Here is a 16,699-nt window from a genome sequence, read left to right as displayed (position 1 = left end):
CAATGGGTTAGCAGGGGTCTGGTGCCCTACTTAGCCGCTCGCTATGAAAACATTATCAATTTGCACATTCACCGCCAACGTCATCAGTGATGTCATGCCTGATAACACCACAATTGTGCAATGAAAGCTAGCATCCAATGGCATTTCGCGCATGCGAGTGATCAGGTTTACGGTTAGCGTGGTATAATCCTATTCACTTAACATCGCCAAACAAGATCCTGCCTTCAATATGAAATACAAAGACTTACGCGATTTTATTCATCAGTTAGAAGAGCGCGGAGAGCTTAAACGTATCCGCCACGAGATAGATACCGATTTGGAAATGACAGAGATTGCTGATCGTACTTTGCGCGCCAAGGGGCCCGCACTGTTATTTGAAAATCCCAAAGGCAGTTCGATCCCCGTACTGGCAAACCTGTTCGGTACGCCCGAACGTGTGGCCCTAGGTATGGGCCAACAGTCTGTCAGCGCGTTACGAGAGGTGGGTAAACTTCTTGCCTATTTGAAAGAGCCAGAGCCCCCCAAAGGGATTAAGGACTTGTGGGAAAAGCTGCCGGTTTTTAAGCAAGTGCTGAATATGCCTGCCAAGGTGTTGAAAAAAGCGCCCTGTCAGGAAGTGGTATTAAGTGGCGATGAGGTTGACTTGAATCAACTACCGATCCAGCGATGCTGGCCAGGGGATGCCGCTCCTTTGATCACGTGGGGGCTTACCGTCACCCGCGGCCCGCACAAGAAACGCCAGAATTTAGGCATTTATCGCCAACAAGTGATTGCTAAAAACAAGGTGATCATGCGCTGGTTGTCGCATCGTGGCGGAGCACTGGACTTTAGAGAATGGTGCCAGCAAAATCCTGATCAACCTTATCCTGTTTCAGTAGCGTTAGGTGCTGATCCGGCCACCATTTTAGGGGCCGTTACACCGGTTCCTGACACATTATCTGAGTATGCGTTCGCCGGGCTTCTGCGCGGTGACAAAACAGAAGTGGTGTCATCTGTCAGTAACGATCTGCAGGTACCGGCGTCGGCAGAAATTGTTCTAGAAGGTTACATTCAGCCTGGCGAAACCGCCCCTGAAGGGCCCTATGGTGATCATACCGGTTACTATAATGAAGTCGACGATTTCCCTGTCTTTACCATCACGCACATTACCCACCGTAAAAATCCGATTTATCATTCAACTTACACCGGCAGGCCACCGGATGAGCCTGCAATACTAGGCGTGGCACTGAATGAAGTGTTTGTGCCGATATTGCAAAAGCAGTTCCCGGAAATTGTGGATTTCTATCTCCCCCCCGAAGGCTGTTCTTATCGCATGGCGATTGTCACGATGAAAAAGCAATACCCCGGGCATGCCAAACGGGTGATGATGGGTGTCTGGTCGTTCTTGCGCCAGTTCATGTACACCAAATTTGTGATTGTTTGTGATGATGATATTGACGCACGCAACTGGGAAGATGTGATTTGGGTTATCACCACGCGGATGGACCCAACGCGTGATACCACGTTAATCGATAACACCCCTATCGATTATCTTGATTTCGCGTCACCGGTGTCTGGTCTGGGCTCTAAAATGGGCTTAGATGCGACCAACAAGATGCCCGGCGAAACCGATCGCGAGTGGGGCACGCCCATCCTGATGGACGACGCTGTAAAAGCCAAAGTCGACGCGATTTGGGATGAACTCGATTTGTTGTCATAATAGCGATAGCAACCCTCTTTGTGAGGGTTATTATTTTCACACCACAAGAGAAGTAGACCTTTCATGTCGCATACCGCTCGTTCGCTCATCAACTGCACTATTGAACAGATAAAACCACTGACCCCAGTTGTGTATGAAATTACGCTAGCACCCGATGAACCAGTAGACTTTGTTGCTGGGCAATATGTGAAGGTTGTGATGAGTGATACCGATGCGCGCCCTTTCTCTATTGCGAATGCGCCGCAGCGCTACAACGGTGCTAAACCTGGCAATCATCTCTTTTTGCAAATTGGTGCTCAACCGGATAACCCCTACGCATGGGAAGTGCTGGAAAAATTGCGAGCGCAAGACTCAGTACAATTAGATGGTCCGCACGGTAATGCCGCATACCAGCCCTCATTGAGGCCGCTTCTACTCATTGCTGGCGGCACTGGCTTCTCTTACGTTTATGCTATTCTACAGCAAGCGCTGTTACAGGATCCTGACCGACAGATCGAGCTGTTCTGGGGGGTTCGCCATATCGACGACTTTTATTGTCTAGATGATTTAAACGCATTGAGTGAGCAATACAGCGGGTTTCGCTTTTCGCCTGTGCTGGAAAACGCTACAACTGAATGGCAAGGATTAACAGGCTGGGTGCATACAGCCGTCATGACAGAAATCTCTGACCTGAGTGGGTTTGATGTGTACGTGGCGGGCCGGTTTGAAATGGCTAAAGTGGTGCGAGATGATTTTGGCGCACGTGGTTTGCCTGCCTCTCAGCTATTTGGTGACGCCTATGACTATTTGTAATTTATCGCTCGCAAGATTAACAACAGGACGAATAATGACGACTGCTACATTACCCACCCTTCAGCGCCAAACACGCATGCTCAAGACAACGACGTTTGCGCTGGCCACGAGTGTGCTGTCGAGTGTCGCGTTTACCGCTCACGCCAATACCGAAGAGTTTACTGACCAAGCGGCACTGCACACCATCGCAACAGCGCCTCAGGCAAGTCATATTCAAAAAGATATTCAGACCTTGGTGAATTTTGGTACACGCCATACGCTGTCTGAGACCGAGTCAGAGACGCGTGGCATTGGTGCAGCAAGACGTTGGATAAAAGCAGAATTTGAGAAAATCAGTGCCGAGTGTGGTGGCTGTTTAGACGTGTACTATCAAAGCGAAACCATCAGTGATGAAGCACGTATTCCAGACCCTGTCGATGTTGTCAGTGTTATCGCAATACAGCGCGGACAGACGGACCCCGGGCGCTACGTGATCATGTCAGGCGATATTGATTCGCGGGTCTCCGATGTCATGGATTTCACCTCTGATTCGCCTGGTGCCAATGATAACGCGTCGGGTGTGGCTGGCACGCTCGAAGCGGCGCGCGTGTTGAGCCAATATAAATTCAACGGCAGTATTGTGTATGCCGCATTAGCCGGTGAAGAGCAGGGCTTATTCGGCGGCAAGATCATGGCAGATGCTGCACAAAAAGAGGGCTGGCGCATTGTTGGCGTTCTGAATAACGACATGATCGGTAATATTGAAGGCGTCAACGGCGTCATCAACAACACCACCGCACGCATTTTCGCTGAAGGTACGCGTATGCAGGAAACCGAAGACGAGGCTCGCCTGCGCAGGTTCACTGGCGGCGAGGTAGATTCGCCAAGTCGGAATCTTGCTCGTTACATTGATTGGATTGCTGATCGTTATGTGCCCAATCTGGACACCATGGTGATTTATCGCCTTGACCGCTTTCGTCGCGGCGGTCACCACCGGCCCTTCAACGATTTGGGGTATCCGGGTATTCGTATCATGGAAACCAATGAGCACTACGACCGCCAACATCAGGATTTGCGCACTGAAAATGGCGTGACTTATGGCGACACCATTGATGGAGTTGATTTTGACTACGCCGCCAAGCTTACCGGTCTTAATGCCGCATCACTGGCAAGTTTATCGTGGGCTCCCTCCCCCCCAACCGGTGTGCGTATCAGTGGTGCGGTCAAGCCCAGTACAACGCTGAATTGGAATGCTGTTGATGCCGCAACCAACCCGCATTTAAAAGGGTATAAAATTTACTGGCGTCTAACCGATGCGCCACAGTGGCAGTTCAGCAAGTTTGTAGGCAACGTCACTGAAGCTATGTTGGAAAATGTGGTCATCGATAATTACTTTTTCGGTGTTGCCTCAGTCAGTGAAGATGGCTATGAAAGCCCCGTGGTTTTCCCGGGGGCAGCCGGTGCATTTTTGCCCGATCCTTACGCTGAGCCAAGTAGCAAGCGCTAATGATGCTGGGCACTATTCGTAAAATGCGCGTGAGCACCACGCGTCAGGATGACGGCTCTTTTTTAGCCAATTATCAACTCCCTGTGGGTGATGAGGCTCTGGATATGACGCCCATCATCGGCCAGCCCATTTCGGTAAAACATAGCGGCGTTATTCACTGTGTACACTGTGCATCCAAAACGAAAAAGAGTTTCAATCAGGGCTACTGCTATCGATGCCTGATCAAACTTGCTCAATGCGATACGTGCATTATCAAACCCGAACTTTGCCACTACGCTCAAGGTACTTGTCGAGAGCCGCAATGGGGTGAGGCCAACTGCTTAAGTGATCATTTTGTGTACCTGTCCAACACAGGGGCGCTGAAAATTGGTATTACGCGACATGTAACGGATGGGGTTTCCTCGCGTTGGATTGACCAAGGTGCCAGCCAAGCACTCCCTATTTTGCGCGTATCTGAACGCTTGATCAGTGGTTTGGTTGAAACGGCCGCAAAAGGCCACATTGGTGACAAAACGAATTGGCGTACAATGCTCAAAGGCCAACCCGAGCCACAAGACATACAAGCACGAGCCGAGCATATTCTAGGGTCGCTGAGTGAGGATATTGAAACCATCATCCAGCAGCATGGTTTGCAATCAGTTCAACCGGTTGAGAGTGAGCCCGTTCGTATCGACTATCCCGTTATTACCTATCCCGACAAGGTGAAGTCGATCAATCTGGACAAGACCCCAGAATTTAGCGGCACATTGTTAGGCATTAAGGGCCAGTATTTGCTATTAAACGGTGACCGCGTGATCAACATGCGCAAATACGCGGGCTATGAACTGGAAGTCAGCGCTTAAGCAGCGCTGCCCGCCAACTTTCGTTTGAGCTTAAGCTGCAATACCGCCACGGCTGGCAGAAGAAAAATCAATATCACCGTACCGAATAAGATCCCGATACCCAGCGATACTGCAGTAGGCGCCAAAAATTTTGCCTGTACACTGCGCTCAAAGATGATCGGTGTTACACCAAGAAATGTTGTGAGTGACGTCAGCAATATAGGACGAAAGCGCTGCAATGTAGCTTGCTTAACAGCTTCAACAATTTCCTTACCCTTTTCCAGTTGAGCGTTGATAAATTCTACCAGCAGTAACCCATCATTGATGATAACGCCCGACAATCCAATCACGCCAAACATCGATAACAAGGTCAGATCAAACCCCAACAGAAAGTGGCCTAACAATGCCCCCATAAAGCCAAAGGGTATGATAGACATGATAATAATAGGTTGGCTGTACGAACCAAACACCAGTGCCAGCAACGCATAGATCGCAAATAGCGATACCACAAAATTCATCGCGATGGCTGGCCCTGCGCGTTGTTGCTCTTCCTGATCGCCGCCGACGCCGACTGACACATCGGGGTATTGCGGTTTAAGCTCTGCCCATGTTTGCTCAAGGAGCTGAGAGGTAACCTCGCCGCCAGTAATAACTCGCGTGTCCACGTCGGATGAAAGCGTGATTACCCGTCGCCCATTTTTACGTGCGATGGAGGCGGGTGAATCGCCAATAGTGACATTCGCAACAGCCGACAAGGGAATCGCTTGCCCCTCTACTGTTATACGCGTTTCATTTAATGTGTCTAATGTAGACCGCGCATCATTGCTAAGGCGCACGCGCACTTCTATTTCTTCTCTATCACGCTGTATGCGAGTTGCCTCGGCACCGAAGAATGCAGCACGAACCTGAGTTGCTAGCGTTTCCAGATTAACGCCGTAATTCAGCGCTTCGGGCTTCAATGAAATTTGAACCTCTTCGGTGGTATTGAAACGATCGTCACGGATATCCGTTACTCCATCAATACCCTCCAGCGCCTCTCTGAGCTTACCGGTTACCTCGCGCGCTTTTTGTTCATCGCGAGAACGTACTTCAATCGCGACTGCTGCACCAGCACTGACTAAATTTGAACTAAACGTAAGTTGCTTGGCACCAGGGATTTGGCCACTTGTCTCTCGCCAAGCACGTTCAAAGTCCACCGCAGAAAAGGTGCGCGTCGCAGAATCTTCTATCTTGACGGTCACGTACGCCAGATTGGATGCGCTACCTGAGGTTGTCGAGGCGTTGGGATCGCCCCCCCCAATTTTAACCCCTCGAGTAGAAAATATACCGTCAATCACCGTGTCATTTGGGTTGTCTTGCGACGGCGAAAATGACTCAGCGGCTTGCTGCGCCGTTTTCTCCAAAAAATTAATTTCATCACGTGTCTGCACGTCTGATGCCCGATTCGACAACACTAACTGCGCCGTTACGTAGTTCCCCTCTATGCTGGGAAAAAAGACAAATTTCACTGCACCAGAAACAATTAACAGCAATGACAGCATGAACGCGGCGATAAAAGTGCCGACCATCAGCAATGGATAGCGTACCGCCTTATCCACTGCGTACGTTACCGGGTTATCAGTCAACCACTTTAACTTCGCCGCCGTCCATTCACGTGCAGGATCAGCAATGCGCCGCAACGAGAACGAGCCGGGGGCTTTATCATGCAAGTTAGACAGGTGCTTAGGCAAAATGAAAAATGCTTCAATTAACGACAGTATCAATACAAAAATGACAACCGCCGCAATGGGGCCCATAAATTGCCCATAAATGCCGGGGATAAAGAGCAGCGGAAGAAACACGGCTACCGTGGTTAGTGTGGATATCAACACGGCCATTGCCACTTGAGAGACACCGTTGTGGGCTGCCTCCATGGGCGAGTCGCCCTGCTCCTTCCTTGAAAATATGTTTTCCCCCACGACGATGGCATCATCAACGACAATCCCGATCGCTAATATGAAGCCAAACAATGACAGTTGGTTAATGGTGTAACCGGTCAGTGAGAGCAACGTAAAGCTACCAACAAACGAAACCCCTACGCCAAAAGCAACCCAACGCGCAATGCGAAGATCAAGCGTCAGCATCAACAGCAGTGCTACTAGCGCAAGCCCGATGACTGCATTGCGGGTGAGCAAATCGATTCGGCTTGACAGGTTGGAAGACTCATCTCGCCACACCACCGCCTCAATCCCCAGCGGTAAACCCGTTTGCTCTGCTTGCTTAAGAACGCTTCGAGTTTGTTCAACCACATCAAATATCTGTTCAGTGCCAACACGATAAACGCTCAACACCACCGCTGGCTGGCCGTTGTAATAGCCGGCTTTGGGGTCATCCGACAACCCATCAGTGACAGTGGCGATTTGATCAAGACGAAGCGTCGCGCCGTTATCTCCAGTGCGAATGATGACGTTCTCAAATTCTTCGCCGCGCTTGTTTTCACCTAACGTTCGTACCAGTTGGCGTGATTGATCACTCTCAATTTCTCCACCGGATAACTCAAGGCTTTGCTGGCGTACCAAGCTCGCTATTTGCGGAAGCGATAACTGATATTCTCGCAACGTATCTTGCTCGACTAAGATATCAATCAGATACTCAGGCGCAGATTCTATGCGTACATCTGAGATCGATGCGGAATCAACCAGCCTGTCTCGGATCCTATTCGCTTCCTGCTTGATTCGATTCGCATCCACGGGGCCGGTTAGTACCACTTGAATGGCTAATTCGTCAGGATCAGCAATCGCCACCACCGGGCGTTCAGCCCGTTGCGGGAAAACGGTGATCTGGTCGATTTCATTTTGGATATCGTTCAAACGCACATTCATGTCTTCGCCCGCGTTTAAACTGACCAGCACGCTGCCAATGTTTTCTGACGAGCTAGACGTGATTTTGCGTATTCCTTCTAAACCCTCAAGCTGCTCTTCAATTGGGATCACAACAGCCTCTTCCACCTCAGAAGGACTGGCACCGGGGTAGACTACCGAAACATTAATGGCTTCAATGTTGAGTTCTGGGAATAGCTTTACGGTGATGTTTTGGATCGCAATAAACCCTAAAAGCACCAATAACCCGGCAAACAAGTTGGCGAATACGCGGCTCTCCAGCGCACGTTTAATGAGATACCCCATGCTATTGCGCCTTCGACGGTGCTTGTATTGTCACCGCCATGCCGTTCGATTCTTGAACCAACCCGGAAAGTAACAGAGGGGTATTGGCAAGTGATTGCTCGCCAGTAAAAAACACCCTGCCATCACGCCGTTTAAGCGGCGTTACTGCAACTTTTTTAAGCGTTTTCGATTGTTGACCGGTAATGGTATAAACAAACGCATTTTTGCGCACCACACCTTCGGCCGCTGAGAACAGCGGTTTATTGAGCATCACAGGCATGTCGGCGTGCAGATAATCACCTAAAAAAAGCGCTGTGTCGGCTTGCTGGTTAAATAAAGCGCTCAAGGAAAACCGTAGTGTGACAGTGCGTGTTGCACGCTCTATCTGAGGCTCAACATCAACCAATCTGGCTTGTTGACCGAAGGTTACCTGCTCTTTACTGATGGTCGCGAACAGTGCCTTGTCATTGTCTGCAACTCGCTGGCGATGGGCTAAAACCAAATCGGCATCACGCTGAGGCAAGCCGACCAAAAGCTCCACAGCGTTAACATCAAACAACTCCGCAACACTTGCGCCAACTGACACAAAAGCTCCCACGGTGACATTGTCAACAATAACCTCGGCATCAAAAGGACTCATCACCCGTGTATCCTCCAAGCGTTTCTGAGCCAGCGTTAAATTCGCCTGCGCTTGTTGCAACTGTGCTTCACTGGCAGCGAATTCGATGGAGGCATTGTCCAAAGCGCGTTGTGAGGTTGCGCCTGATTCAACCAGTTGTTGCTGCCGAGCCCGCTCACGCGCAGCTTTATCTACACTCACTTTGGCACTTGCTACCGCGGCTTCAGCCCGCGCTAACTCAGCGCGATACGTTCGATCGTCAATGGCGAAAAGCACTTCGCCCGCGGCAATACGTTTGCCGGGCGAGAGTTTAGGATTAACCTCCACAACACGACCCGAGACCTCAGCAACCACATTGATTTTTTCCGTTGCTTGCACAAAACCGCTGCCCCTCAGCGTGAATGGCTCGGTCTCTGGGCTTGCAACACTGCTTGTGACAAGAGGCGGTGTTGCTTCTTGTTGCTCAGGCTGTTCTTGCTCAGTTGTGCAACCACTGAGCAACATGAAAAGCACTAATGTCGGTATAATAAAAGCCAACTGCTGGGCTTGAGCTTCAACTTTTGGCCTGACTAATCTCCTGAATGCTGTCACTTTGGCTCCTTTTGACACGCCTCGACTCCGGTAACACGATAAATTGTGCAACGCTATGTTAGTGTTGGTTACGTAAACGATGATTCAAAGTTCAATTGGCTAGTATTTGGCAGCCAAAGCGAGCGTAGCAGCAAGAAGTACGCCCAATCTGATGTTGCGCTGTGCCAGCACGACAAACATGAGAGCGTTGCTGTGAAGTAAAAAATGACTAAAATCCGGCGCAACCACGTACTATGGTGTGATGTAGCGGAATTTGAGGAGTAATGTGTTGAGCATGTGGACTAAGAAATCTCTGTTTTTCAGCTGTGGGCTTAGCCTAATTGCATCGACTGGGGTCGCATTCGCACAGGATGAAACACTGAAGCTGGTCACCACGGAGTGGGAAACTTTTACAAGCGACGGTTCACATTCTGCGCGCTTAAATGAATTTGTCGCTGAAGCGTTGGGACGCGCTGGTTACCATGCGAACATTACTATCGAACGACCCGCCTTTGCGGGCAGCGGTCTCAACACCGGAAAGTACGATGGCCAGATCGACTTCATCGACTTAGACAAAACGCATCCTAACTTTGTCTATTCCTCAGTTTATTTTCCAATACATTTACATATCATTGGCAAACAGGCATCTGTAGAGAGTGTGCGGAGTTTTGCTCAAATTCGTGACAGTCGCGTTGCTGTTGAGAATCGATATGCTGCCACCCCGCCGCTGCGCTTGATCAAAGATGTCAAGTGGTCGCGCAACCCAACCACCTTCGAATCCATAGCCAATATAGCGGGAAACAGAAGTGACTACTTACTTTCAGATAGTTTGATGTTGGTTGAGTTTAATCGATTGCTCAAAGATCGCGGCGAGCAACCCCTTCACCGAAGTATTAATCCGATGTTTACCACCGGCCTTCAATTGTCATTGAATAGGTCAATTACAAACGCCACATCGATAATATCAGCTTTTAACCAAACCGCCGCTGAAATGCTCGTTGACGGCAGTATCAATACATTGTTCGGCATCCAGTGGATAGCTGCGGATGTTGACAATAACGGCACCAGCGATTGGATCACATCGTCAAATACCTTCCACTCAATCGCATTGATAGACAACTACCCTGAAAGCATTGGCGAAAATGTTTACCGTTGGGACAGCAGCGCGCTTGATAGTACATCGACCATACTCATCGACGGTAACACGTTTAATTCATGGGGTGCAGCCCGACAGCACCTACTAAACAACGTCGATGAATCATTGCAATCTCGCCGCAGCAGTTTTCTCGATAAAGATGCTTACAAACGGATTTTAGATAGGTGGTAGTTATAAGGCGGCTGCCACGACAGGGTTATCATATTGAATCGCCACCAATAAACTAGAGACTTCCCAGCCGTTCTTGGTCACGGTTTTCATACTCTATTGGTGACGGCAGATTATTGGAAACATGCTTGCGTTTGCCGTTATAAAACATCTCGATGTAATCAAAGATATCGCTTTTGCCCTCCATTCAAAAATGCATCACATATGATACATAAGGTAATCATATGTTTTATATATGACTCACTACACTACTTGACCAGAGCAGTTTAAACGAGCAATATATAGAACATAAGACTTAATAACGTTTCATATGTGACACAAATGCCAAGATCCACAGTCAGAAGTTACTCCCGTTACACCGAAGAAGCGCTAACGTTGCTGGCGAAGCTCATTCGTGCCTCAAGACTTGAGAAAAAGATGAGTGCGCAGGAAGTTGCAGACCGTGCAGGCATTTCCAGAGGGATGCTCTCCCGCATAGAAAAAGCAGATCCTAAATGCGAAATAGGAGCAACTTTTGAGGTAGCCAGAATCGTCGGTGTAACACTGTTTGAGGCAGAGCCGAGCCGACTCACTATGCAGATCAGGCAAATTGAAGAAAAGCTGTCACTGCTGCCTAAAAGTGCCCGAAAAACGAGTAAGGAAGTAATAGATGACTTCTAAACAGGATTATAAAGAAGCATTCGTCTGGATTTGGCTGCCCGAAGAAACCCAGCCTGTTGTGGCAGGTCGTCTCGCACCTGACGGTGATAATTTGATTTTCAACTACGGTAAAAGTTACTTAGAAAGGTTGAATGAGGCAGTGCCTATCTATGAACCTGAACTCCCCCTGCGTCCCGGTGCACTTCCGTTATTAGAAGGGCTCAGTGTGCCCGGCTGTATCCGTGACAGTGCGCCAGATGCATGGGGCAGACGCGTTATTATCAACCGACGCCTCGGGTATAAAGGTGATGATATAGATACGGCTCAGCTAGATGAGCTGACCTATCTTCTGGAATCGGGGTCTGACCGCATTGGTGCATTAGATTTTCAGCTTTCTGCTACCGAATACGTGCTGCGCTCTGCAAAGAATGTCACCATGGAGGAATTAGTAGAATCGGCAGAACGCGTTGAAAAAGGCGTACCACTAACACCCGAGCTAGATCAAGCCTTGTTTCATGGAAGTTCGATTGGTGGCGCACGCCCTAAAGCTCTGATGGAAGAGGACGGAATAAAATACATTGCAAAATTTTCTGCCAGTAATGATATCTACAGTGTTGTTAAGGCTGAATACATCGCCATGCGATTGGCCAAGCTGGCTGGACTTGATGTGGCGCCGGTCAAACTAACCAAATCCGCGAATAAAGATGTACTGCTGGTAGAAAGATTTGATCGTGTGGCTTCAGAGAAAGGCTGGGAAAGAAAATCTATTGTGTCAGCACTTACCCTGTTTGCACTGGATGACATGATGGCGCGGTATGCTAGCTATGAGACACTGGCAGAAATCATTCGACACAGATTTACTAAACCGAAAGAGACACTTCGGGAACTATTTTGCCGCCTGACATTTAATGTTCTTTGTGGCAATACAGACGATCATGCTCGCAACCATGCAGCGTTCTGGAATGGGCACACGCTAACATTAACACCAGCCTATGATATATGCCCTCAGGGTCGTACCGGAAACGAAGCGTCTCAGGCAATGCTGATTGCAGGTAACAATAAAATGAGTCAACTCGCGACATGCCTGCAAACTGCGCATAACTTTTTGCTATCGCAAGAGGAAGCTAAGGCTATTTTTGAACACCAAATTCAGATCATTAAAGATAACTTTGATGCCGCCTGTGCCGAAGCTGAACTTTCTGAAATCGATAAGCGGTTGTTTTGGCAGCGGCAGTTTTTAAACCCTTACTCGATGACGCAATAGCACCCAGCGCAGCGTCGCTATTTCCCGTTTCTTATTCGAACCAAATCCTTGACTGTATCTACATCAAGTACGGCCAACCCGGCCAGCTCTGCCCGCCTCATACCTGACGCATAATACATCTTAAGCACAACTTTATCGCGCACACCTTTGGGTTAGTAAAGTTCAGTTTATTGAAAAGCGATTCAAGCTGCTTACCTGTGAGTTTGGTGATAAAATAATATTCACCCCACAGCAAAAGGGCTTCTCCACCAATTAAAATGAGCCTATCAGCTAGCTCTTGAGGAATGACTGAAAGTAGTTGGGTGGCTTCTTCGAGTGTGTCGAAAGGGTTTATTTTGGTGTTATGCAAAACCAAAGCTAACACGCTCTACACGACGGCGGTTGGCATTAAATTGGCAAGGTGAGTTTTGACGTTCTTGGTACGAGCGCATGCGAAGCGAGTCCTTCTCTTGAAGGCGCTTTTCCATAACATTGCTCATTTCTGGGCGCAGATTACTTCGCATGGTTGTACTCAATAACTATTGCACGTGTACTAGTATGAGTTGAATCGGCTAAACCAGCAAATCTAAAGAACGTCAACAATCCTGACATAGCGAGTTATTGCCCGATCGGCATCATGTTAATGTGCACCTACGCGGTGACTTCACGGTACACATACTTGCTTGCCGCGTTTTGTTCGTGGGTCAAATAGCCGCGCGGGTTATACCGATACTCCACAGTCAGGCCCTGACTGTGACCGCTTGCCGTCGGATAGGTCATCGACGTTAGCGTGCCCGTAGCAGCGTCATACGTGTGTGACGTAACATAGCTTGCACTGCCCATCGTCACGGTTGTGCCGGTTACCCGTGCTGCCGTGTCGTAAGTGTACGTGCGGCTGTGCCCGCTCACCGTCTCACTGGCCAAAAGTCCGCGGGTGTTAAACACAAAGGTGGCCGGCGCGCCGTTACTGCCATAGCGGTGGGTGACCCGGCCCAGATGGTCCATATCGTAATAAATGGACTGATTATTCGCGTCAGTTTCTTTTTCCAGCTCACCGAAATCATTGTAGGTAAACTGCGTGGTGCCCTGGTTAGGGTCGCTGACGTGGCGTTTGCGGCCCAGGGCATCATACCCGGCCGTAATCGTGTTGTTGTTAGCATCTTCGATGGCAATCACATTGCCAGTGCCGTCGTAGGCGTAATGTGTTTCACCACCCTGGGTGTCCACCGTATTAAGCCATAATCACGATTTAATTTGTCGGCCAATCTAAATCTTTTTTGCGCTTGGCAAAATACTTCAGAAATAAATCGTTCTCACGGCAAAACTGCGCGGCTATGATGCCACTGTCGTCATGTTGTTTGAACAATGCCTGCCACTGCTGGGTTGATCGCTTCACCTCGTCGCTGTCTCCTGATGCTCAAAATCAAGAGTTTGGCGCTGCTAAATTCAGTTGGCTAGGTGGGGATCGCCGGATGCTTATTTTTGTTTGAATAGGTCTTGCCATTGCTCAGTTGTACGGATCACCATGTTATTTTCTCCTGATAGTTAAAATCAAGATTGTGGCGCTGCTAATTTTTAATGGCTCAGTGTGTTTGTCCAGACGTTTACCCCTTAAAATACAAACCCCTCCGAAGAGGGATTTGGTTTCAAATTATGTTGGGCGCTTTAAAAGAAACTGAATTTAGTCAACGTACTAAGTTGAATGCATTACTTTCGTTGACCAAAATCACATTGCCCATACCATTGAAGACTAGTGCTTTTCTCTTACCTTCTTCATCGATAAGCAAAATAGGAGAGTCATCTTCCATAGCGAGAAAGCTATCCCAATACTGGAGAAAATCCGCCCACCGTACGGCGAAAACATACTGGCCTTTAAAAGCAAAATGAACGACCAAGTCTCCCTCAATATTGATAAATTTTTTCAACTTTTGAGCGAGTTCTTTATTGGAATCTTCGTTATATGGCTCCAGCCACCTTCCTATATCAATGCTTTTTGATGAAACAATCCAGTTACTTTCTGGTAATCGAAAATAGTTATTAGAATGCTCATCGATATTTTTTTTCCAAAATTTCTTAGAATCATTGGCACCCAGAAATTGAACAACCCCAAAAGGTACACTGTCAAATAGCGATTTGAACTCTGTTTTCTTAACATCAATGTTTTCCATAATAATTCTAATTCGCCCTATTGTAGAAAATATGCCCACCAGATTTAGCATCTTTCCATTTTAAATGCTGCAAATTGTTCCCGGCTCCTAACTCTCTCGCGTTCTGAACATTATGAGCCTCATATCCTTTTGAATAACTTGTGTTAGTGTAATTTTTGTACCGATTCATATTTCCTCTTCCTTCCAGTAGAAGTTGCTTCGCATCAGTAGCGGTCTCAGTGCGAAAGTTTAACTTCGCCTTACCCATAGACGATAATTCGTTCACAGCTTGCTTCCACTCGCTTGTTCCTTGACGAATGACTGGCAAATCGGAAGCAGCTTCAATGGTGTTTTTGAGAGGTTTGAATTTACCTGCTGCGAAGCTAGCCCCTGCTTCAGCAAGACCGGATACATTACCCTGAGACATTGCGACAATTCCTTCTCCAATTGCCTCTCCTCCAGACATAGTTGCAATTGTGTCAGAAGATACAATACCTCCCAGATTGTTTGACATATCTTCAGAAGCCAAACCAAAAATTTCTGGGATGTATTCACTTGCGTTGCTCCATATTTCATTTAAACCAGCGGCAAAATCACCAAAGTTTGGAGTTCGACCTTGTTGATTACTTGACTGCGCTAGCTGGCTTTGCGACCCAACATCCTGAGGCGCACTACCGCTCCTGTTTTGAGACTGCCTTTGCGCTGATGCCGCATCAAATGCGCCATTTCGCGCCGTTGCAGGCGTGTTGTCACCCCGGCTGTCGGTTCCCGGCCCATTATGATAGCGGTCATTATCAACAATTGTTTCGAGCTTGCCACGTTTTTGTTTCGTTTCCGGCTCATACCCAGTCGGGTCAGTGCCAGACAGTGGGTTGTTCATGATGTAGGAGTACGGGTTAATGCCCTGACTGCCACCATGCACAAAAGGGTCGACACTTAAGAACTGACCCACGTTGTAATCATACACCCTGCCATTCATGTGAATAAGCTCAGCCTGGTCAAGATGCTCATGGTCCGTAAAGCCTCGCACGAGGTCTTTGCGTAGCTCAAACACGTTGTTGCCAAGGGTGGCCGGGCTTGTGCTCGACCAGTCGCCGGAGCGGGGTTTACCAAAGGGGTCAAAGTAACGCCGTGATACCGCCCGGTTCGCTTCATCGGTAAGGGTCACTGCACTGCCTAGCCGGTCACGGTGAGTAAAGGCTATCTTTTTGCTGCTGCCCAGCGTCACAATGGCCACATCACTGATGTAATGCTCAAAGGTGGTTTCACCGCCGCTGTGTTTGATTTCAAAGTGCTTGCCAATGTAGGTGGTCGTCGTGGTAACCGTTTCACCCCCAGTGGTGGCGGTAGACACCTGCCGGTAGCGGGCCAGGCTAGCATCGTAGCTGAAGGTGTTTGACGCGCCGTTGCGGTTTATCAGCGCGGGCTTGCTAAATACATTGTAACTCACCTCCAACTGGCCATTGCGGTGGGTCTGATTGCCTTTGTTGTCATACCCAAAGGTTGCACTGCCACCGCCTTTAAGCGCCACCGACTGAAGTTTATTGCTGCCGGGCGCGTAGGTGTATGCACTGGCTGATGTCGTGGAGTAGTCAGTCTTTTTCTTCAGGTTACCCGCGGCATCATAGCCGTAGTCTATTGACAGGCTTTGCCCATCAAATGCAACGGTTGAGCGGGTCAGGCGGTGCAGGCTGTCATACTGGTAGGTGTCTTGGGTCGTGCTGGCCGAGAACAAATCGGCATGGTTGGTCACACTCTGTAAGTTACCAAAGCTGTCATAGCTATCGTACGTCAGATAATGGTCGTAGCCCGCCCGGGTGGACGTCATCTGGCCGGTTTTACTGGAATACTCATAGGTACCGAGTAAACCGTTATTGTTTATCCTCGCCGCCGTGATACTGCCAAACGCATCCTGCGCGGTGACTTCACGGTACACATACTTGCTTGCCGCGTTTTGTTCGTGAGTCAAATAGCCGCGCGGGTTATACCGATACTCCACAGTCAGGCCATGACTGTGACCGCTCGCCGTCGGATAGGTCATCGACGTTAGCGTGCCCGTAGCAGCGTCATACGTGTGTGACGTAACATAGCTTGCACTGCCCATCGTCACGGTTGTGCCGGTTACCCGTGCTGCCGTGTCGTAAGTGTACGTGCGGCTGTGCCCGCTCACCGTCTCACTGGCCAGCAACCCGCGGGTGTTAAACGCAAAGGTGGCC

Annotated in this window: 14 protein-coding genes and 1 pseudogene; 7 read left to right on the top strand and 8 right to left on the bottom strand. The window is 48.9% G+C overall.

What is annotated here, in order from left to right:
* The first annotated feature begins 229 nt into the window (after window positions 1-229).
* The 4 genes from ubiD to KIU71_RS15115 all read left to right on the top strand — a co-directional run bounded on the left by ubiD (window position 230) and on the right by KIU71_RS15115 (window position 4,819).
* Window positions 230-1,699: a 4-hydroxy-3-polyprenylbenzoate decarboxylase gene (gene ubiD, locus KIU71_RS15130; RefSeq protein WP_214132137.1), complete on the top strand. Its 1,470-nt coding sequence runs from the start codon at window positions 230-232 to the stop codon at window positions 1,697-1,699.
* Between the two features lie 63 nt (window positions 1,700-1,762).
* Window positions 1,763-2,491, top strand: a complete 729-nt coding sequence (fre, locus tag KIU71_RS15125; RefSeq protein ID WP_214132136.1) for an NAD(P)H-flavin reductase — start codon at window positions 1,763-1,765, stop codon at window positions 2,489-2,491.
* A 76-nt stretch (window positions 2,492-2,567) separates the two neighbouring features.
* Entirely contained in the window at window positions 2,568-3,977 is a 1,410-nt protein-coding gene (locus tag KIU71_RS15120; protein WP_214132180.1) for a M28 family metallopeptidase, read from the top strand.
* Between the two features lie 2 nt (window positions 3,978-3,979).
* Window positions 3,980-4,819 carry a DUF2797 domain-containing protein gene (locus KIU71_RS15115; RefSeq protein ID WP_390881916.1) on the top strand — a complete coding sequence of 280 codons (840 nt, stop codon included), beginning with the start codon at window positions 3,980-3,982 and terminating at the stop codon, window positions 4,817-4,819.
* Here KIU71_RS15115 and KIU71_RS15110 read toward each other — a convergent pair.
* On the bottom strand, window positions 4,816-7,962 hold the full coding sequence (locus tag KIU71_RS15110; protein WP_214132135.1) for an efflux RND transporter permease subunit: 3,147 nt from the start codon (window positions 7,960-7,962) through the stop codon (window positions 4,816-4,818). The genes KIU71_RS15115 and KIU71_RS15110 overlap by 4 nt on opposite strands.
* 1 nt (window position 7,963) lies before the next feature.
* Entirely contained in the window at window positions 7,964-9,151 is a 1,188-nt protein-coding gene (locus KIU71_RS15105; RefSeq protein WP_214132134.1) for an efflux RND transporter periplasmic adaptor subunit, read from the bottom strand.
* Between the two features lie 274 nt (window positions 9,152-9,425).
* On the opposite strand from KIU71_RS15105, the gene KIU71_RS15100 reads away from it, so the two are divergent.
* Window positions 9,426-10,457 carry a hypothetical protein gene (locus tag KIU71_RS15100; protein WP_214132133.1) on the top strand — a complete coding sequence of 344 codons (1,032 nt, stop codon included), beginning with the start codon at window positions 9,426-9,428 and terminating at the stop codon, window positions 10,455-10,457.
* A gap of 52 nt (window positions 10,458-10,509) precedes the next feature.
* Here KIU71_RS15100 and KIU71_RS15095 read toward each other — a convergent pair.
* Window positions 10,510-10,638 (bottom strand): annotated as a pseudogene (locus KIU71_RS15095) (IS3 family transposase); the annotation flags it as partial.
* 137 nt (window positions 10,639-10,775) lie between these two features.
* Between KIU71_RS15095 and KIU71_RS15090 the strand changes: the two are divergent.
* Together KIU71_RS15090 and KIU71_RS15085 are read left to right on the top strand one after the other, a co-directional pair.
* Window positions 10,776-11,114, top strand: a complete 339-nt coding sequence (locus KIU71_RS15090; protein WP_214132131.1) for a helix-turn-helix transcriptional regulator — start codon at window positions 10,776-10,778, stop codon at window positions 11,112-11,114.
* Complete coding sequence (locus KIU71_RS15085; protein WP_214132130.1) at window positions 11,104-12,357, top strand: type II toxin-antitoxin system HipA family toxin; 1,254 nt, start codon at window positions 11,104-11,106, stop codon at window positions 12,355-12,357. Before KIU71_RS15090 ends, KIU71_RS15085 begins: the two co-directional genes overlap by 11 nt.
* A gap of 17 nt (window positions 12,358-12,374) precedes the next feature.
* On the opposite strand, the gene KIU71_RS18140 is transcribed toward KIU71_RS15085, so the two are convergent.
* From KIU71_RS18140 to KIU71_RS15060, 5 genes are all read right to left on the bottom strand, one after another.
* On the bottom strand, window positions 12,375-12,500 hold the full coding sequence (locus tag KIU71_RS18140; protein WP_390881911.1) for a tyrosine-type recombinase/integrase: 126 nt from the start codon (window positions 12,498-12,500) through the stop codon (window positions 12,375-12,377).
* 487 nt (window positions 12,501-12,987) lie between these two features.
* On the bottom strand, window positions 12,988-13,563 hold the full coding sequence (locus KIU71_RS18060; RefSeq protein ID WP_214132128.1) for a hypothetical protein: 576 nt from the start codon (window positions 13,561-13,563) through the stop codon (window positions 12,988-12,990).
* A 22-nt stretch (window positions 13,564-13,585) separates the two neighbouring features.
* On the bottom strand, window positions 13,586-13,732 hold the full coding sequence (locus KIU71_RS15070; RefSeq protein WP_214132127.1) for a hypothetical protein: 147 nt from the start codon (window positions 13,730-13,732) through the stop codon (window positions 13,586-13,588).
* Between the two features lie 289 nt (window positions 13,733-14,021).
* On the bottom strand, window positions 14,022-14,504 hold the full coding sequence (locus KIU71_RS15065) for a DUF2947 family protein (RefSeq protein ID WP_214132126.1): 483 nt from the start codon (window positions 14,502-14,504) through the stop codon (window positions 14,022-14,024).
* 7 nt (window positions 14,505-14,511) lie between these two features.
* On the bottom strand, window positions 14,512-16,653 hold the full coding sequence (locus KIU71_RS15060; protein WP_214132125.1) for an RHS repeat-associated core domain-containing protein: 2,142 nt from the start codon (window positions 16,651-16,653) through the stop codon (window positions 14,512-14,514).
* Window positions 16,654-16,699: the final 46 nt, after the last annotated feature.

It is taken from the genome of Alteromonas oceanisediminis, from assembly GCF_018474025.1.
GTDB classification, from domain to species: domain Bacteria; phylum Pseudomonadota; class Gammaproteobacteria; order Enterobacterales; family Alteromonadaceae; genus Alteromonas_E; species Alteromonas_E oceanisediminis.
Note: the sequence above shows the minus strand (reverse complement) of the source record. Positions and strands in the feature narration are given on the sequence as shown.

Coding starts and splice junctions, on each gene's coding strand:
- KIU71_RS15110 (WP_214132135.1), bottom strand. CDS start 7,962: ATGGGGTATCTCATTAAACGTGCGCTGGAGAGCCGCGTATTCGCCAAC.
- KIU71_RS15085 (WP_214132130.1), top strand. CDS start 11,104: ATGACTTCTAAACAGGATTATAAAGAAGCATTCGTCTGGATTTGGCTG.
- fre (WP_214132136.1), top strand. CDS start 1,763: ATGTCGCATACCGCTCGTTCGCTCATCAACTGCACTATTGAACAGATA.
- KIU71_RS15090 (WP_214132131.1), top strand. CDS start 10,776: ATGCCAAGATCCACAGTCAGAAGTTACTCCCGTTACACCGAAGAAGCG.
- KIU71_RS15065 (WP_214132126.1), bottom strand. CDS start 14,504: ATGGAAAACATTGATGTTAAGAAAACAGAGTTCAAATCGCTATTTGAC.
- KIU71_RS15100 (WP_214132133.1), top strand. CDS start 9,426: ATGTGGACTAAGAAATCTCTGTTTTTCAGCTGTGGGCTTAGCCTAATT.
- ubiD (WP_214132137.1), top strand. CDS start 230: ATGAAATACAAAGACTTACGCGATTTTATTCATCAGTTAGAAGAGCGC.
- KIU71_RS15115 (WP_390881916.1), top strand. CDS start 3,980: ATGCTGGGCACTATTCGTAAAATGCGCGTGAGCACCACGCGTCAGGAT.
- KIU71_RS15120 (WP_214132180.1), top strand. CDS start 2,568: ATGCTCAAGACAACGACGTTTGCGCTGGCCACGAGTGTGCTGTCGAGT.